The organism is Tenacibaculum sp. TB-56, assembly GCF_059716275.2.
Genome location: NZ_CM201367.1, coordinates 1,992,702 through 2,011,513, shown reverse-complemented (window position 1 = coordinate 2,011,513; position 18,812 = coordinate 1,992,702). Strand labels below are relative to the sequence as shown.

Here is an 18,812-nt window from a genome sequence, read left to right as displayed (position 1 = left end):
TATGAAACACGTATTATACTCTTTTTTAGCCTTAGGAATCTCTTGTGGGATGCCTAAAAAAAGTTCTGAAACCAACTTAACAGAACCAACAGAAAAAGAAATAATCGTAGAAGAAAAAAAAGCTACAAAACCTGTTGCGCCTCAAAACGAACTAATCATTGTTCTTAACAATGCTAAAAGCATTGACGATGTTAAATCTCTTGTGAAAAATAGCGGTTTAACTTGGAACAAAATGGCTTTTGAAACTGATGCTTCTAAAGTTGGGATTGTTAAAGTTCCTGAAGGAAAACGTGAGTTTTGGGTAGGGAAATTACAAGAGAGCGGAGAGTTTAGAACTGTTGACATCAATACTGAAGAAAAGTTAGCGAAGATCATTTCCGAAGAAAAAAACTCATTACTAAGAATTAGAAAAACACCGTGTTTTGGCGAGTGTCCTACATATAGCGTTTCGATTGATAAAGATGGAAACGTAGTATATAACGGTATTGATTATGTACTCGTAAAAGGAACTCAAAGTTTTACTCTTACCGATAATCAATTACAAGAGCTTACTGAAAAACTCAATAAAAAAGATTTTGCAAGTTTTAATGAAGTGTACGATAACCCTAAAGTTTTAGATTTAGGCAGCACTTATATTATTCATAACGGAAAGCAAGTTCAAATTCGTTTATGGAACAACATTCCTGACGAATTAATTGATATTAATGAATACGTAGCTGACATTTTATTCGACAAAAAATTCATAGAATAATGCCAAAAACTCACCTATATTTTGTTCCTGGTTTAGCTGCCAACACCAAAATATTTGAGCGTATTTCTTTACCAGAAGAACAGTTTGAATTGCATTTTTTAGATTGGTTGATGCCAACTTCTATTAATGAAACTATTCAAGAATATGCGCAACGTTTGTGTGCTAAAATTCAACATAAAAACCCTATTTTAGTGGGAGTTTCTTTTGGTGGAGTTATGGTGCAAGAAATGAGTAAAATTATCGATTGTAAAAAGGTAATTATTATTTCTAGCATTAAAAGCAATAAAGAACTTCCAAAACGTTTAAAACTAGCTCAACTAACAAAAGCCTATAAACTTTTCCCTTCAAAAGTTATTGCTAATATTGAAAATTACGAACACTATTTTTTCAATGATTATTTAAAAAAACGAGCAGAGCTTTATAAAATATATTTATCGATAAGAGATAAAGATTATTTGCAATGGGCTATATACAACGTGTTACATTGGCAGCAAAAAGAACCACTAAAAGATATAACTCATATTCACGGAAAAAAAGACGAAGTTTTTCCTATTAAACATATTAAGAATTCTATTGAAATTGAGAATGGTACGCATGTAATGATACTGAACAAAGCAAAAACTATTTCTAAAATCTTAGAAAAGGAATGTTTTTTGATAGATTAAATACCACACCCAATTTCAACAAAAAATAAAGAAAAAAATGAATAAGTCAATCCGCTTTTTATCAATCATAACTATAGTATTCGTAGGAATTTTATTTACCAATACTATTAGTAAATCTAACGAACCAACTATTAAAAGTGTAGCTGAAACCTACGAAGTAAAAGCTTTAAAATTACCTGAGAATTTAAATTTAGCAGGTGAGCGTGTTCCGTTAGAGAAACCAGACATTAAAGAACGAATGGATCGTGAATTATTAGTAAACACCTATTGGCAATCAAACGGATTACTATTAATAAAACGCGCCAATAAGTACTTTCCTATCTTAGAACCATTGTTAAAAAAACATGGCTTACCTGATGATTTTAAATTTTTAGCCTTAGCTGAAAGCGGTTTTATCGATGAAACTTCTCATGCGGGCGCTGCTGGTATGTGGCACTTTATGAAGCAAACAGGTAGAGAATATGGATTAGAAATTAACAACAATGTAGACGAACGTTATCATATTGAAAAGTCTACAGAAGTAGCGGCTGAGTATTTAAAAAAATCAAAAGAACGTTTTGGTTCTTGGACACTTGCTGCTGCAGCTTATAATGCAGGAAATTACGGTGTTTCTAGAAGATTAGATGAGCAAGGAGTAACTAGTTATTACGATGCTTTATTACCTGACGAAACTGAACGATATGTATTCAGAATTTTAGCCTTAAAAGAAATCATCTCAAATCCAGAAAAATACGGTTTCACATTCGATAAAGAAGATTTATACACATTACCTGAAACCTACACTGTAAAAGTAGACACAGCGATTACTGATATTGCTTTGTTTGCTAAAAAGTTTGGTACTACTTACAAAGATTTAAAACTACACAACTCTTGGTTAAGAGAAAACAAATTAAATAATAAGAGTAGAAAATTATACGAAATTAAAATCCCTGTCCAATAATGAGTAAAGTAATGCCCTATTTTTATCTTGTTTTTGGTTTGGTAATACTATTTGATGGTGTTACTCAATTTTTAGAAAACAAAGAGATATACAAGTTGCTTTTCTCTTGGACAACGACGGATAAATATTTTTACTTAGGTATAAAAATTATCTTTAGTTTATTCTTCTTTTTTACTGGATATAAGAGGTTTAAAGCAAAAGCATAAAACAACAAAGCGCATTCTTTCGAATGCGCTTTGTTGTTTATTTACAACTTATTTTCTATTGAAAATCAGTGTTTAATTTTATGTAATCTAAAAATTCACGTTTGGTTTCTTTGTTTTTAAATGCTCCACCAAACTCAGCAGTTACTGTACTACTTTCAATATCTTTAATACCACGTGAGTTAACACATAAATGTTTAGCATCAATAACACAAGCAACATCTTGCGTTCCTAATGCTTCTTGCATTGCTTGTACTACTTGCATCGTTAAACGCTCTTGTACTTGCGGACGCTTAGCATAATACTCTACAATACGATTCATTTTAGATAAACCGATTACTTTACCATTTGAAATGTACGCCACGTGAGCTCTACCAATAATTGGCAATAAGTGATGCTCACAAGTTGAGTACACGATGATATTTTTTTCAACTAACATTTCACCATACTTATAGGTATTGTCAAATGTAGAAGGCTCTGGTTTGTTTTCAGGATTTAATCCCATAAACAACTCATTCACGAAAGCTTTAGCTACTCTTTTAGGAGTACCTTTCATACTATCGTCTGTTAAATCCATTCCTAAAGTTTCAAGAATTTCTCTAACACTCTCTTGAATTTTTTCAATTTTTTCTTTGTCAGAAATATCGAAAGCATCTGCACGTAAAGGTGTTTTTGCCGATGTACCGATGTGGTTCTCTCCTATTTCGTCTATTCTATCGTCATTCATTTTGTTGCTGTTCACTTCAAACATTTCTATCTAAAAATTAATAGGGCGCAAATTTACAACATTGTTGGTAATTTACTGCACTTTATTTATCAATTCGTCTAAAGAACAAGTAGTTTGCTCTCCAACCACCATATCTTTAACAACAAGTGTACCGTTTTCAACAGTTGTTACTACAAACTCAATTTCTCTATTTATAGCGTATTTCCACTGCTTTTTTTGTTGATTATTACTAGTTGCAATATCAGGATACATCTCTGCCTTTATGTCATTACTACGTAATGTTTTTATGATTTTTACCTTTTCTAAACTCTCGTTTTTATCAAAATTTAAAAACAATACTTTAGGTTTTGGCAATTCTACAGCTTCAAACAGACCTAATTCTTCCATTACTAAGTAGATTCTGTCTAATCCGAAAGAAATTCCTACTCCAGAAACGTCTTTTAACCCGAAGATTCCTGTTAAGTCATCATAACGACCTCCACCTCCGATAGATCCCATTTTTACACCTTCTGGCGCTGCTACTTCGTAAATAGCACCTGTGTAATAGTTCAATCCGCGAGCTAAGGTTACATCTAATTCTAAACTTGCAGAATCTAACCCAATGCTTTCAACACTATCAACCACAGTTCTTAAATCAGCCACTCCTTGTAAACCTTCTTCCGATCCTTGTAACATAGCCTCTAAAGAAGCTAACTTATCTTGATTACTTCCTGAAAAGTTAAATAACGGATCAACTTTTTCAATGGCTTCAGCAGAAATTCCTTTCTCCAACATCTCCTTAACCACACCGTCTTTTCCTATTTTATCTAACTTATCTAAAGCTACTGTAAAATCTATTAATTTGTCTGATGCACCAATTACCTCAGCAATTCCTGATAAGATTTTTCGGTTATTGATTTTGATAGTCGTACCTTTTAATCCTAACTTACTAAAAACAGTATCATATAATTGAACAAATTCAACTTCTTGCCATAATGAAGTACTTCCTACCACATCGGCATCACATTGATAAAACTCACGGAAACGCCCTTTTTGTGGTCTATCTGCCCTCCAAACTGGTTGAATTTGGTAACGTTTAAACGGGAATGTAATTTCGTTTTGGTGTTGAACTACGTAACGTGCAAACGGTACTGTTAAATCGTAACGTAATGCTTTTTCAGAAATTTTTGAAGTAACTTTTTGACTGTTTTTATCTGCCAATAAGTTTTCATCTACTTTCTTTAAATAATCACCAGAATTTAAAATTTTAAAAATTAAACGATCTCCTTCTTCACCATATTTCCCCATTAAAGTTTCAGAATTTTCAAAACTTGGCGTTTCAATAGGTTGAAATCCGAAATTTTCAAACGAATGTTTAATCGTATTAAAAATGTAATTTCTTTTTGCTACTTCTGTTGATGAAAAATCTCTTGTTCCTTTTGGGATTCCTGGTTTCATTTTATTAGTTTTTAGTCGTTAGCTCTTAGTCGTTAGTTACACTAAGTACTAAAGTATATTTATAATTATGAATTAATTGACAATTTGTAATTGTTAATTCCTAATTTGATTTGCGTTTTAGCCTGCAAATATCCGAAAAAATATGAAGAAAAATATTATTTAGCTCTCGCTTTATTTTTACGCTTTAAACGGTAAATCGTAGCATTTAACTCAAAACCTAGAAGCAGAATAATTGCGTTTAACCATACAAAAAGCATCAAAATTAATAAGGTTCCTATTGAACCATATAATTGGTTATACTGAGCAAATTTCACCACATAAATTCCGAATAAGTAGAATGTAAACATCGAAACAACAGTCGTTAAAATAGCTCCTGGAGAAAAGAATTTTACATCTTTACCCTGTTTGGTTCCGTATCTAAAGAGTAGCGATACAATGGTAAAAATCATTACAAGAAACAAGAAACCTCTTCCGTAGTAAAACAAATCTAAATCTCCTGTATTTAACCACCCAAACTTATGGATTCTTGTCAACGCTATTTGATAAAAAATAATCAACGTTACGGTAACGATTAAGAAAAAAGACATAAGTAACGATACGCCTAAAGAAATAAAATAGGCTTTAAAAACACTTCTCATTTCTTTGACATGGTACGAATATTCAAATCCGCCAAAAATGGCGTTTACACCATTTGTCATTAAAAAAATAGAAGCAAAGAAACCAAACGATAATAATCCGCCATATTGATTGTTAATAATATCTTTAATCACAAAATCTACCGCTTCAAAGGTTTTAGGTGGCAATGCTTCTTGCATTAATGAAAGTAGCCCTTCTTGAAAACCTTCAATCGGGATGTATGGAATGAGTGTTAAAATGAATAGTAAAAACGGAAAAATTGCCATAAAGAAACTAAAAGCAATTCCTCCTGCTCTAGTAGTTAGCGCTCCTTTTACAATACCAATAACATACATTTCGAGTACATCATACAAAGACATTCCTTCTAACCCCGGAATTTTAATTTTCTTTCCAAAGGCTACCAACCTGTTTATTACTGGAATCTTTTCAAGGTTATCTTCTATTGGTTTTGTCATTTTCGTTAGCTGTTGGCTTTTGGCTCTATGCTATTAGCTTTTAATTTTTCTTTTTCACTTTCAAACTTTACTCCACCACAATATCATACTTATACAATAATCCTGCAATATTCTCATTAGAAAATTTCGCTTTTTTAACCCTATTGCTTTCAGGATCGATAGCAAAATTAGTGGCAGTTGTAAAGTCTGCTTTTTCTAAATTCGTTTGCTCAAAAATTGCTCCTTTTAAATCACACTCTTCAAAAAGACTTTTGTTTACATCAGTTTCCGTAAAATCTACTTCTTGCAGATTACAATTTACAAATTTTGTAGCGGGAATTTTTAATTGGTAAAAAGAAGATAAGTTTAGTTGGCAGTTATGAAAATTCATTTCTAGCAAAAAGTTGTTGCATTCATTAAACTTTACCCCAACCATTTTACAATTTTCAAAAGTGCAATCTTTAAAAGAAGTGTGGTCTACCACTGTATTGCTAAAATTACAGTTGATAAACTCACACTCTAAAAATTCAATATTTGAAGCATGTACGTTCTCAAAATTGCAATTCTCGAACGTACAGCTGTCATATTCTCCTTTGTTGATTTTTGTTAGTGTGAAATCAACTTTTGTAAATGTTTCGTTGTCAAAGAAATCATTCATTTATTGTAATCCTCTCGCTTTTAACATTGGTTCAGCTTGTGGATCTCTTCCTGCAAAAACTTTATACATTTCTGCATAGTCCATCGTATTTCCTTTCGATAAGATTTGTTCTCTAAACTTCTGACCGTTTTCTCTGGTTAACAATCCGTTGTTTTTAAACCAATCGTACGCATCGTGACTTAACATTTCTGTCCATAAATACGAGTAGTACCCTGCACCGTATCCTCCGCTAAAAATATGCGCGAAATATGTTGATCGATATCTTGGTGGCACCTCATCAATCTTCAACTTCATTTTAGCTAATGCTTCTTCTTCAAATTTAGCTACATCTTCAATGTTCGTATCTGCTGATATGGTGTGCCATTGCATATCTAAATTAGAAGATGCTAAGTTTTCAATAATTGAATACCCTTGATTGAACGTTCCTGCATTCTTAATTTTTTGTAATAACGCATCTGGAATCACTTCTCCTGTTTTATAATGTAAAGCATAGTTATTTAACACCTCTGGATGTGTTGACCAGTTTTCATTGAATTGCGATGGAAACTCAACAAAATCTCTTGCCGTACTTGTTCCTGAAATTGATGCATATTTTTGATTTCCGAATAAACCGTGTAACGCGTGTCCGAACTCATGGAAGGTAGTTTCTACATTATCAAAGCTGATTAATGCTGGTTCTCCTTCTGCTGGTTTAGGGTAGTTACAAACATTGTAAATTACTGGTTTTTGTCCTCTTAATTTCGATTGTTTTACAAAAGCTCCCATCCACGCGCCACCGCGCTTACTGTCTCTTGCAAAGAAATCTCCGTAGAATAATCCTAACTTGCTTCCGTCTTCTTCAAAGATTTCATACACTACTACATCTGGGTGATAGGTAGGAATATCGGTACGTTTTTTAAAGGTGATTCCGTATAATTTTGTAGCCGCATAAAACACTCCTTTTTCTAATACGTTGGTTAACTCAAAGTATGGTTTTACCTCATCTTCGTTTAAGTTGTATTTAGACTTACGTACTTTTTCAGCAAAATGATTCCAATCGTATGGTGCTAAAGTAAAATCGTTTCCTTCTTTGTTGATTTCTGCTTGAATTTCTTTCGTTTCAGCTGCTACTTTTGCTAACGACCCCGGAATTAATCCGTTGAACATTTCAAAAACTTTATCTGGTGTAGATGCCATTGTTCCTTGTAAACTCCAACTTGCAAAGTTGTCAAAACCTAAAATTTGCGCCTTTTTAGCACGTAACAAAGCCATTTTCTTTACCAAGTCGCTTGTGTTGTACTCACCTGCGTCAGTTCTGTGAATAGATTTTTCAAACAATTCTTTACGAACTTCTCTATTTTCTAAAGTTTGTAATAACGGTTGTTGTGTAGTATTAATCAGTTGGATTTCATACTTTCCGTCTTTTTCTAAACCTTTAATTGTTTCTTCTGAAAGTCCTTTTAACTGCTCTTTATCGGTAACTGTTAAACCTCCTTTTTTACTAGCATCTAATAACTTTTTTCCGAAGTCGTTAGATAAACTTGCTAACTCAGCATTGATTTTTTTTAACTCGTTTTTCTTTTCTTCAGATAAGTTAGCTCCTGCTTTTACAAAGTTTTTGTAATACTCTTTTACCAAGTGTTTAGACTCAGCATCCAACTCTAAATTTTCTACATTTTCGTGAATCGCTTTAATTTTTTCAAACAACTTAGTGTTTAATAAAATTTCATCGTTGTGTTTAGAAAACTTAGGCGCTAATTCTTTTTGATTTTCTTTAATCGTGTCGTTTGTATGAGCTCCTGCTAATGCATAAAAAACCGATGTAGCATTGTCTAATGTTTTACTACTTTCCTCTAACGCTACAATTGTATTTTCAAAAGTTGGCGCTTCAGTGTTTGCTACAATTTTAGCAATCTCTTCATTTTGAACTTCCATACCTTTTAAAATTGCAGGCATAAAGTGTTCGTTCTTTATTTTAGTAAAATCTGGTGCTCCAAAATCTAAAGAACTTTTTACTAATAATGGATTTTCTACCATATTCGAAGTGGTTTCTTTTTTTGTTCCTTCTGTTTTACACGACATAGCTACTACTAGCGTTGCTATGAGTAATAGTTGTTTTTTCATGATAAATTAAGTTATATTATTCGACTGCTTTTAAGCTTAAATCCATATTGTAAACCGAATGTGTTAAGGCTCCTGATGAGATAAAATCAACTCCGCATTCTGCATACTTACGAATGGTTTTTTCGTTAATTCCTCCTGAAGATTCTGTTAAACATGTATCACCAATCAACTCAACTGCTTTACGGGTATCTTCATAGTTAAAGTTGTCTATCAAAATTCTGTACACACCTTCGTTTTGTAAAATCTCTTCAATTTCTTCTAGGCTACGTGCTTCTACAATTATTTTAATATCCAGCCCTTTTTCAGCTAAATACTTCTTAGTTTTCGTAATTGCTTGAGTAATGCCTCCAGCAAAATCGATGTGATTGTCTTTAATCATTACCATATCGTATAAAGCAAATCGATGGTTTTCACCACCACCTATTTTTACCGCCCATTTTTCTAAAGCACGGATTCCTGGTGTGGTTTTACGAGTGTCTAACACTTTGGTTTTGGTTCCTTCTAACAAATCAGCAAAAAACTTAGTTTTGGTTGCAATAGCACTCATACGTTGCATTGCATTTAACACCAAACGTTCTGCCATTAAAATAGACTGCGATTTTCCTGATACATAAAAAACAATATCTCCATACTTCACTTTTTCACCATCATTTATTAATGTTTCAACTTCTAACTCAGGATCCACATAAGCAAACACCATTTTAGCAAATTCTACTCCGGCTATTATACCTTCGTCTTTTACTAATAATTTTGCTTTTCCTGTTGCATCGGAAGGTATGCATGATAATGAGGTATGATCACCATCGCCTATATCTTCTCTAATAGCATTTGCTATAATTAAATCTAGCTCTTTATTAAATTGTTCTTGTGAAATCATAGTATTGAATTATTGACGTAAAAATACTAATGATTTTAAACTTTCTGTCGGTTCGAGTGAATTTATGAGTTAAAAACGAATAAATTTGTATCGAGAACATTGCGATATCAAAACTTCTCGATATAATTTTCTCTTAAAATCGAAAATCACTCGAAGTGACATTATGAAAATAAAACTACTCGCCATAGGTAAAACTGACAATAAGCAGTTACAGCAATTAATTGACGAATATCAAAACCGATTAAAACATTATGTAAAGTTTGAGTTGGAAATTATTCCTGATATTAAAAATGTTAAAAACTTAAGCGAGCCTCAGCAAAAAGAAAAAGAAGGAAAATTAATTCTATCTAAACTACAAGCTACCGACCAACTAGTTTTATTAGACGACAAAGGAAAACAACATACTTCTATGGAGTTTTCCGAATATCTACAAAAGAAAATGAATTCTGGCATTAAACAATTAGTATTAGTTATTGGCGGTCCTTATGGTTTTTCTGATGCTGTGTATACTAAAGCACAAGGAAAATTATCGTTATCAAAAATGACCTTTTCTCATCAAATGATCCGCTTATTTATTGTGGAACAAATTTATCGCGGATTTACCATTCTTCGTAACGAACCGTATCATCACGAGTAAATTATTTCCTTTTTCAAAAAAGCCATATAAAGCAATGTTCTTTTAGTAATAAGCTGTACTTTTGCGCCCCAAAAAATTAAACTTATTAAATATGAAAACATTAAGAATATTAGCATCTATCTTCTTTATAACCTTTATTTGCTCACAACAAATTTATGCGCAAAGTGACGTTAAAACGTTAAAGACTCAGGTTAAACACAAGAAAAATCAAATTAGTGCTAATGAAGAAATTTTAATGAGTGGCGTTAGCGCTTTAAAACGTGTAAAAGCAAACTTAGAAAACTTTAAGAAAAGTAAAAAAGCCACAAAAGAAGAAGTAGAGAGAAAAGAAAAAATTGTTGCAAATATGCAACGAAGACTTACCAAATTAAATTCTCAAATTGATTTACACAAACAAGATTTAGCCTCTCTTGAAAAAAAACTAGCTAGAAAACTAAAAAAAGAGCAACCTACAACAGAAAAGACTGAAACTCCTGCTCAAAACACAAGTATTGTATACGAAGACAACATTAGTAGTGAGCAAAAAGAAATTCTTATACAAAAGCAACAATTAGAAGATGCTCGTAAAAAATTAGACGAAGAAAGAAAAGCTAGAGAACTTGCTTACTTAAAAGAACAAGAAGCTTTACGTTTAGAAGAAGAGAAATTAAAACAATTAAGCAATCAAATTAAGGCTAAGGAGCAAAACATTAGCAAAGAGAAAAACACATTAATAAGTGATCTTGAAGATGATATTAGTATTAATGAAGAAATTTTGATTAGTGGAAAAGAAGGTTTAGCAAAAATGAAATCTAAACTAGAAGAAGCTAAAAAAGACGCTTCTACTTCTAAAGAAAGTATCGAACGAAAAGAAGCTATCATCAGCCAAATCGAAACTCGTTTACTTAAAACAGAAAACGAAATAGACGCTAAAAAACTTGAATTGTCAAAAATTAAAGGATAAAAAAAAGAGGCTTTAAAGCCTCTTTTTTATTTTTTCTATGTGAACGCTTTATGCAACTGTATTCCTTCTACAAATAAGAAAAACAACAGTAAAGATGATAAAAATTGAATACATTTGCTTTAGTTAATTACCAATACATGAAATTAGTTTTTGCTACTAACAACCTAAATAAGCTTGCTGAAGTACAAAAAATGCTTCCTACTACTATCGAGTTACTTTCTTTAAAAGATATCAACTGTTTTGATGATATTGAAGAAACAGCGACAACCTTAGAAGGAAATGCTCAAATTAAAGCCAATCACATTAGCGAAAAATACGGTTACAACTGTTTTGCTGATGACACAGGTTTAGAAGTTTCTGCTTTAAACGGGGCTCCTGGAGTATATTCTGCACGATATGCAGGTGAACCTACCAATGCAGAGAGCAACATGCAAAAACTCTTAAACGAATTACACAACCAAACTAATAGAGACGCTCAGTTTAGAACCTCGATTTGTTTAAACTTAAACGGAGAACAATTTTTATTTGACGGCGTATGTAAGGGAAAAATTCTATCTGAAAAACAAGGTGAACAAGGTTTTGGCTACGACCCTATTTTTCAACCTGAAAGTTATAAGAAGTCTTTTGCTGAAATGACCGCAGAAGAAAAAAACAAAATTAGCCATAGAGGATTAGCTATTCAGCAATTAGTTTCATTTCTAAAATCGATGAGCTAGTTGGACGTATCAAAAACATACACAACACATTTTACACTCCTGTTTGTACTACTGGTTATTTTATTTATTACCAATATTAGTTTAGGTTCTGTTTCTATCCCCATAAAAGAAATTTTCAACTTATTATCAGGAGGTGTTGCATCAAAAAGTAGTTGGGAAACCATTATTATAAGCTATCGCTTACCAAAAGCTATTACTGCAATTTTAGTAGGATCTGGCTTATCTATAAGTGGTTTATTAATGCAAACTTTATTTAGAAACCCACTAGCAGGTCCTTTTGTTTTAGGTATTTCTTCTGGTGCTAGTTTAGGTGTTGCATTACTTATTTTAGGAGCCAGCTTTTTTGGAGGTTTCTTTTTAACATCAATGTTTTCTAATTGGGCTTTGGCAATTGCTGCTAGTATCGGGTCATTTTTTGTACTCTCTGCGGTGATTATTGCTGCTAATAGGGTTAGAAACACCATGTCTATACTTATTATTGGATTAATGTTTGGCTCTTTAACATCAGCAGTAATTAGTGTACTGGCCTTTTTTAGTCAAGCTGAACAAATACAACAATACCTGTTTTGGAGCTTTGGAAGTTTAGGGAACCTAACTTGGGAAGAACTTTCTATTTTTGGCCTTATTTATCTTGTAGGTATCCTTGGGACTTTTTCGGTTATAAAACCTTTAAACAGTTTTCTTTTAGGTGAAAATTACGCACAAAGTCTGGGAATAAACATTAAAAGAAGCAGAAACATCATTTTACTAATTACAAGTATTCTTACTGGGGTTATCACCGCTTTTTCTGGTCCTATAGCCTTTGTTGGGTTAGCAGTTCCACATATAGCTAAAATGTTATTTTCAACCTCTAACCACAAAATACTACTCCCTTCCGCTGCTTTGATTGGAGCAATTGTTTTACTAATTTGCGACTGCATAGCACAGTTACCAACGAGTGAGTACACTTTACCTATTAATGCTATAACCTCATTATTTGGAGCTCCTATTGTAATTTGGTTACTCGTTAGAAAAAAGAAAATATACGTATAAGTCGTTTTGATAAATACTGAAAAACATACCGTACTACAAACTGAACAATTAACCATTGGTTATCAATCAAAAAAGCAACAAACAGTTATTGCATCAGACATAAATATTGCAATTGAAAAAGGAAAATTTGTTGCATTATTGGGTAAAAACGGAATTGGAAAATCTACTTTACTACGTACGCTTTCTAAAGTTCAAAAACCACTGAAAGGCATCGTAAAAATTAACCAAAAAGAACTTTCTTCTTATTCAAATCAAGAACTTTCAACTTGTTTAAGCTTAGTACTTACCGAGCGTTTACCTTTAAGTCAACTTACCGTTTTTGAATTGGTTGCATTGGGACGACAACCTTATACTAACTGGATTGACAAACTTACTCAAGAGCACCTAAAAAAAATACTTTGGGCTATTGAGCAAACTGAAATCACCCATATAAAAGACAAACGATTTTATGAGTTAAGTGACGGTCAACTGCAACGTGTATTAATTGCTCGAGCTTTAGCTCAAGACACCGAAATTATTATCTTAGACGAACCTACTGCTCACCTAGACATACACCATACTTTTAAAGTGTTTTCATTGCTGAAAAAACTAGTAAAAAACACTGGTAAAACTATCATCATTTCTACACACGAAATAAACCTAGCTATTCAGTTAGCTGATGAGTTTATCTTACTTTTGGAAGATCAATTATATACTGGAACTTCTCAGGAATTGATTGAGCAAAATGCTTTTGAAAAACTTTTTCCGAAAGAACTTATAAGTTTTAACAAAACGTTAGAACAATTCGTTATTAAGAAAAATTAAATTTGAATCCCTGTAACAATTTGTTACATTTGGAAACTAATCAAACTAAACAAACCTTAATTATTGATGAAAAAATTACTTTACATGGCAGGTGCAATTGCATTGGTAGCATGTGGTTCTAGCAAAGACACAGCTAGCACTGACAATGATACTACCACTGATTTTGCTGCTAAATACGCCAAAACCATTACTGCTAAAGACTTAGGTAAGCACTTGTTTATTTATGCTTCGGATGAATTTGAAGGAAGAAATACTGGTGAACCTGGGCAAAAAAAAGCAGTAAAATATTTAAAAGATTTCTACGTAAGTCAAGGAATTGCTTCTCCGCTAGGTGGCGATGATTATTATCAAGAAGTACCTTCTGAATACTTAAGTAATAACCGTAGAGGAATCATTTTAAAAGATTCTGAAAACGTTCTTGCTTACATCAAAGGCTCTGAAAAACCAGAAGAAATAATTGTTATTTCAGCGCACTTAGACCATGAAGGAGTTAAAAATGGTGAAATCTACAACGGTGCTGATGACGACGGTTCTGGAACAGTCGCTATTTTAGAAATTGCTGAAGCTTTTAAACAAGCTGCTGATGCTGGTAAAGCTGCCCAAAACGTTCTATCTTATTTTTACACGTTACTGGAGAAGAAAAAGGATTATTAGGATCTAAATACTATTCTGAAAACCCAATTTTTCCATTAGCGAATACAGTTACCAACCTAAATATGGATATGATTGGTAGAGTTGACGATCACCATAAAGGAAATCCGAACTATATATATTTAATTGGAGCAGACAAGCTAAGTACTGAATTGCATAACGTTTCTGAAGCAATGAATAAAAAGTACACTAATATTAACTTAGACTATAAATATAACGATGATAATGACCCTAACCGTTTTTACTATCGTTCAGACCATTATAACTTTGCAAAGCATAATATTCCTGTTATTTTTTACTTTAACGGAACACATGACGACTATCACAGACCAACCGACACTCCTGACAAGATTAACTACGAAATGTTAGAAAAAAGAACTCGTTTAGTTTTTCATACTGCTTGGGAAGTTGCCAACCGTGAAAATCGACTTGTTGTTGATAAAGCAGCAAACTAAGGTCTATCCAAATTTAAATTACAAGTTATAAAAGCTCATCAAATTGATGAGCTTTTTTTATACTTAACTATTAACTCAGATTAAAATCCTTCATTAAAAACTAGCATCAAGAGCTCAAAACCGATTATTTAACGGTTAAAATATTTTTATTAGAAAAATAATCTAACTTTTAATATTTTAAATGACAAATACTATTGTTTAATATACTTTTGCGCGCTTAAAATTTCACTCATGGCAAACGAGCAAAAATTATCAGTAGAAAATCAAGAGAAATTACATAAACTAGAGCAAGAACTAAGTACTGCTCGTGATACTTTTTTAGGGTATCCTGTATCTAAAGATTTTGACTATTCTGAACTAAATAAATTCTTTCAATATCCAATTAACAACCTTGGTGATCCTTTTGAGCAAGGTACTTACCGCGTACAAACTCATGAAATGGAACGTGAGGTTATCGCCTTTTTCGCTAAGTTATTCAGAGCAAATCCGAAAGATTTTTGGGGATATGTAACCAACGGTGGTTCTGAAAGTAATTTATACGGATTGTATATCGCTCGCGAATTGTTTCCTAAAGCCATGGTATACTATTCTGAGTCTACGCATTACAGTGTTCGAAAGAATATCCATTTATTAAACATCCCAAGTATTGTAATTAAATCGCAAGAAAATGGTGAAATGGATTATGAAGATTTTGAAAATACTGTTCGTATGAATCGTCATAAGCCAGTAATCGTGTTGGCAACTTTTGGGACAACTATGAAAGAAGCAAAAGACGATATAGCTAAAATTAAAGGAATTTTAAGCAACCTCGCTATTCAAGACCATTATATTCACTGTGATGCTGCTTTGGCTGGATCATTTGGTCCGTTTATGCAGCCTCGTTTACCTTTTGACTTTATGGATGGTGCAGATAGTATTTCTATCAGTGGACATAAATTTATAGGCTCCCCTATTCCTACTGGAGTATTAATGGCTAAACGATCTAACAGAGATAGAATTGCCAAGGGTATTTCTTATATCGGTTCGTTTGATACTACCATTACAGGTTCTCGTAATGGCCATTCTCCTTTATTCTTATGGTATGCCTTAAAGCAATTAGGAATTGAAGGTTTACAGCAACGTTACGAGCGTAGTTTAGCTGTTGCTGAATATTGCGAAGCTGAATTACAAAAAATTGGAGTAAATGCTTGGAGAAACCCAAATGCGATTACTGTGGTGTTACCAAAAACTCCGAAAAGTATAAAAGACAAATGGCAATTAGCTACCGAAGGAGCTATTTCTCATGTAATTTGTATGCCCAATGTAACAAAAGCACAGATTGATGAATTTGTAAGCGATTTAAAAAATTGCACCGAACAAATTATTGAAGAAGAGTTTTCCTATGATTTTTCATTAAGTTAGAGCCCTAACAAAACAAAAAACGCTAAGAATTCCTCTTAGCGTTTTTTTATACATTCTATAATTTGAAACTTTTTATTTTGTTTTACAATACTTACAGATTCAAATAATAAACTTAGATGTGTACTATAATTTAGATGCGAATTAGCAACTAATAAAAATCTTCCGTTTGCTTTTAAACAATTTTCTACACCTCTAAAAAGATTGAGTGCTACTTCTATATTATTTTCATGTTCAAAATGAAAAGGCGGATTTGACACCACTAAATCGAACGAGTTTTTATCTAATTTTTCTAAAGTATCATCACATACAAACTGTGCTTTTTTTCCTTCTAAGTTTATTTTAGATGATTCAATAGCCAAGTTAAAATCGTCTACTAAAGTTACTTCTACATCAGAATTTTGATTCGTTACTTCATAAGCGATGATACCATTCCCTGAAGCAACATCTAGTACTTTTAACTCGTCAGATTTTAACTCTAAATTCTCTAAAAAAAATTGGGTACCAATATCAATACTTCCTGAAGAAAATACTCCGTAATATTGTTGAAGAGTTTTATCTTTCCATGAAATTGTATTGATAAATTCTTTCTTCGGAAGTGATTTTTTAGGCGATTTCAACACTAATAATCGTGCTTTTTTCCACGCTTTTGACTGAGTTACCTCTTCAAAATACTGCTCAGCAACCTTTATAAAAGAAGTTGAAAAATATTTGGTCATAAACCCGCAAACTACTTCAGTATTTTCATGTGAAGCTTTGTGAATTTGTTGTAAGAACAACTCAAACAATTCTATCGACTTCGGAATTTTAATCAGCGCCAATTCAACACTTTGTAAATCGTCTAACGGAGTTTTATAATCAACTTCAACAGCTAATTTATTCAATTCTAGATTTTGACGAATTGCTTTCTGTTGGCTTGCATAGGTCCAAACTGTAGTGACTTTTTTATAGTGCAAAGCACAATTCCACACTCCGAAACGATCATTAAAAACATGTACCGTTTCGAGGCTTCTATCAGCAATATAATCTAACACCAACAGTTCAGCATTACTCCAAGCTCGCAAACTTTTATCGAACGTTTTTGGGTAACGTTCTAACTGATATGTTTGAGAATTAAACTCCAACAAACTGTTTTTAATACATTAACACATCTTCTTCTTCTGGGAAATAAATCTTATCTAACGACGTAATTTCTCCTCCTCTATCTCTCCTAAAAATGTGTTTAGATTCAATTTCTGTGATAGACTCTTTACCCATTGCCGCTGTCATTTCTTTAACGGCTTTAATGGTTTTATTATGGTAATTTCTTACACGTACATTCTTATACTCAACAACCAAAGCTTTTACCAAATCTTTCTCTTGAGTTGCTACTCCTACCGGACATGTATCCATGTTACATTCACGAGCTTGAATACATCCTAAACTTAACATAAAACTACGCGCCATTCCAATAGCATCAGCACCTAAAGCCAAGTATTTAATAATATCAAAAGCATCAATAGCTTTTCCACTTGCTATAATTTTTATTTGCCCTTTTAATCCGTATTTTTTTAATGTTTTGTTCACAAAAGAAAGTCCTTCTAACAACGGAGTTCCTATGTAGTTTGAAAACTCTAATGGTGCAGAACCAGTACCACCTTCTCCTCCATCAACAGCTATAAAGTCAGGGTAATTATTAGCATCAGCGAATGCTTTAATCATGGCTTCTATCTCTTCATTATCTCCTACACAAAACTTAATTCCTACCGGTTTTCCTCCCGATAGCTCTCTAACTTGTTGAATAAATTCAATCATTTCTTCAAAACTAGAAAACGCATCATGACCTGGAGGCGAATCTACTCGTGTAAAAGGCTCTACAGAACGAATTTCAGCAATTTCTTTCGTGTTTTTCTTTGCAGGTAAAATTCCTCCATGACCAGGTTTCGCTCCTTGAGAAAGCTTTATTTCAACCATTTTCACTTCTGGTCTTTCTGCATTCTGCTTAAAAACTTCAGGATCAAAAACACGTCTTCCGTCTACACTTTTTCCTGCTCCGAAATACCCTGTTCCTACTTGGAAAATAAGATCTCCTCCTTGTAAGTGATACGGAGAGATTCCTCCTTCACCTGTATTGTGTGCAAAATTCCCCATTTTCGCTCCTTGATTCAATGCCATAATAGCATTTTTACTTAACGAACCAAAAGACATCGCAGAAATATTAACTATAGAAGCATCGTATTTTTGTGTACACTTATCAGAACCTATTAAAACTCGATCTCCACCAACATTGTGGTGATCTTTAGGAAATAATGAATGTTTTACAAACTCATACCCTTTTGCGTATACGTTATGTTGCGTACCAAAAGGCACGGTTTCTATCTCTTCCTTTGAACGTTGATAAACAATACTTCTCTTTTCACGGTTAATTGGTTTTCCGTTTAAATCATCTTCAATAAAGTATTGTTGAATTTTTTCACGTTCTTCTTCAAAGACCCATCGCATACGAGCAATGACAGGAAACGCTCTCATAAGCGAGTGTTTCTTCTGAATAAAAGCATCATATATTGCTAATGAAGTAACAGCTGTTGCTATTGTTAACAATATTACATTTCCCATATCTGGCATAAAGTATACTAATACTCCGCACAGAATATTAATGGCTAAAACTACAGATAAGATAGTATCTCTCATTTCTTTATTTTTTTTAGAGACAAAAATACGATTTTAAACTATAAAAAAAGCCCTGACACATAGCCAGAGCTTCTC

General features: G+C 32.8%; 17 protein-coding genes and 1 pseudogene. 10 read left to right on the top strand and 8 right to left on the bottom strand.

All coding sequences use genetic code 11. From position 1 onward, the window contains the following. The first annotated feature begins 1 nt into the window (after position 1). Genes AC3VI6_RS09750 through AC3VI6_RS09740 form a run of 3 tightly spaced genes read left to right on the top strand, consistent with a single transcriptional unit; the run spans position 2 to position 2,356 of the window. Complete coding sequence (locus tag AC3VI6_RS09750) at positions 2 to 751, top strand: DUF6438 domain-containing protein (protein ID WP_497706023.1); 750 nt, start codon at positions 2 to 4, stop codon at positions 749 to 751. Then, positions 751 to 1,416 (top strand): alpha/beta hydrolase family protein, encoded by a 666-nt coding sequence (locus tag AC3VI6_RS09745; protein ID WP_435254459.1) that lies wholly within the window; start codon positions 751 to 753, stop codon positions 1,414 to 1,416. The genes AC3VI6_RS09750 and AC3VI6_RS09745 overlap by 1 nt, the downstream gene beginning before the upstream one ends. Positions 1,417 to 1,453: 37 nt before the next feature. Further along, positions 1,454 to 2,356 carry a lytic transglycosylase domain-containing protein gene (locus AC3VI6_RS09740; protein ID WP_497706022.1) on the top strand — a complete coding sequence of 301 codons (903 nt, stop codon included), beginning with the start codon at positions 1,454 to 1,456 and terminating at the stop codon, positions 2,354 to 2,356. A gap of 261 nt (positions 2,357 to 2,617) precedes the next feature. Here AC3VI6_RS09740 and folE read toward each other — a convergent pair whose 3' ends face one another. The 6 genes from folE to nadC form a co-directional block, all read right to left on the bottom strand. Continuing rightward, positions 2,618 to 3,286: a GTP cyclohydrolase I FolE gene (folE, locus tag AC3VI6_RS09735; RefSeq protein WP_408035055.1), complete on the bottom strand. Its 669-nt coding sequence runs from the start codon at positions 3,284 to 3,286 to the stop codon at positions 2,618 to 2,620. A gap of 72 nt (positions 3,287 to 3,358) precedes the next feature. Continuing rightward, a complete protein-coding gene (gene hisS / locus AC3VI6_RS09730; protein ID WP_497706020.1) occupies positions 3,359 to 4,723 on the bottom strand; it encodes a histidine--tRNA ligase in 1,365 nt (454 codons plus the stop codon). Between the two features lie 155 nt (positions 4,724 to 4,878). Beyond that, complete coding sequence (locus tag AC3VI6_RS09725) at positions 4,879 to 5,814, bottom strand: YihY/virulence factor BrkB family protein (RefSeq protein WP_274634850.1); 936 nt, start codon at positions 5,812 to 5,814, stop codon at positions 4,879 to 4,881. A gap of 67 nt (positions 5,815 to 5,881) precedes the next feature. Then, positions 5,882 to 6,451: a pentapeptide repeat-containing protein gene (locus AC3VI6_RS09720; RefSeq protein WP_497706019.1), complete on the bottom strand. Its 570-nt coding sequence runs from the start codon at positions 6,449 to 6,451 to the stop codon at positions 5,882 to 5,884. Continuing rightward, positions 6,452 to 8,554 carry a M3 family metallopeptidase gene (locus AC3VI6_RS09715; protein ID WP_497706018.1) on the bottom strand — a complete coding sequence of 701 codons (2,103 nt, stop codon included), beginning with the start codon at positions 8,552 to 8,554 and terminating at the stop codon, positions 6,452 to 6,454. A gap of 16 nt (positions 8,555 to 8,570) precedes the next feature. Continuing rightward, complete coding sequence (gene nadC, locus AC3VI6_RS09710; RefSeq protein WP_497706017.1) at positions 8,571 to 9,431, bottom strand: carboxylating nicotinate-nucleotide diphosphorylase; 861 nt, start codon at positions 9,429 to 9,431, stop codon at positions 8,571 to 8,573. A gap of 163 nt (positions 9,432 to 9,594) precedes the next feature. Here nadC and rlmH point away from each other — a divergent pair, with 163 nt between their 5' ends. The 7 genes and pseudogenes from rlmH to AC3VI6_RS09675 all read left to right on the top strand — a co-directional run bounded on the left by rlmH (position 9,595) and on the right by AC3VI6_RS09675 (position 16,070). Further along, a complete protein-coding gene (gene rlmH / locus AC3VI6_RS09705) occupies positions 9,595 to 10,068 on the top strand; it encodes a 23S rRNA (pseudouridine(1915)-N(3))-methyltransferase RlmH (protein WP_497706016.1) in 474 nt (157 codons plus the stop codon). 91 nt (positions 10,069 to 10,159) lie between these two features. Continuing rightward, on the top strand, positions 10,160 to 11,011 hold the full coding sequence (locus AC3VI6_RS09700) for a hypothetical protein (RefSeq protein ID WP_497706015.1): 852 nt from the start codon (positions 10,160 to 10,162) through the stop codon (positions 11,009 to 11,011). Positions 11,012 to 11,148: 137 nt separating this feature from the next. Next, complete coding sequence (locus tag AC3VI6_RS09695; RefSeq protein ID WP_497706014.1) at positions 11,149 to 11,727, top strand: non-canonical purine NTP diphosphatase; 579 nt, start codon at positions 11,149 to 11,151, stop codon at positions 11,725 to 11,727. Continuing rightward, positions 11,728 to 12,759, top strand: a complete 1,032-nt coding sequence (locus tag AC3VI6_RS09690) for a FecCD family ABC transporter permease (RefSeq protein ID WP_497706013.1) — start codon at positions 11,728 to 11,730, stop codon at positions 12,757 to 12,759. A 6-nt stretch (positions 12,760 to 12,765) separates the two neighbouring features. Beyond that, positions 12,766 to 13,563 carry an ABC transporter ATP-binding protein gene (locus AC3VI6_RS09685; protein WP_497706012.1) on the top strand — a complete coding sequence of 266 codons (798 nt, stop codon included), beginning with the start codon at positions 12,766 to 12,768 and terminating at the stop codon, positions 13,561 to 13,563. 66 nt (positions 13,564 to 13,629) lie between these two features. Then, positions 13,630 to 14,669: pseudogene (locus tag AC3VI6_RS09680) on the top strand (M28 family metallopeptidase). A 231-nt stretch (positions 14,670 to 14,900) separates the two neighbouring features. After that, positions 14,901 to 16,070: a histidine decarboxylase gene (locus AC3VI6_RS09675; RefSeq protein ID WP_497706011.1), complete on the top strand. Its 1,170-nt coding sequence runs from the start codon at positions 14,901 to 14,903 to the stop codon at positions 16,068 to 16,070. A 35-nt stretch (positions 16,071 to 16,105) separates the two neighbouring features. Here AC3VI6_RS09675 and AC3VI6_RS09670 read toward each other — a convergent pair whose 3' ends face one another. Next, the gene (locus AC3VI6_RS09670; RefSeq protein ID WP_497706010.1) at positions 16,106 to 17,191 is read right to left on the bottom strand and encodes a methyltransferase; all 1,086 of its coding nucleotides are present in this window, start codon (positions 17,189 to 17,191) and stop codon (positions 16,106 to 16,108) included. A 10-nt stretch (positions 17,192 to 17,201) separates the two neighbouring features. Next, positions 17,202 to 18,737, bottom strand: a complete 1,536-nt coding sequence (locus tag AC3VI6_RS09665; RefSeq protein ID WP_497706009.1) for an FMN-binding glutamate synthase family protein — start codon at positions 18,735 to 18,737, stop codon at positions 17,202 to 17,204. Positions 18,738 to 18,812 lie beyond the last annotated feature (75 nt).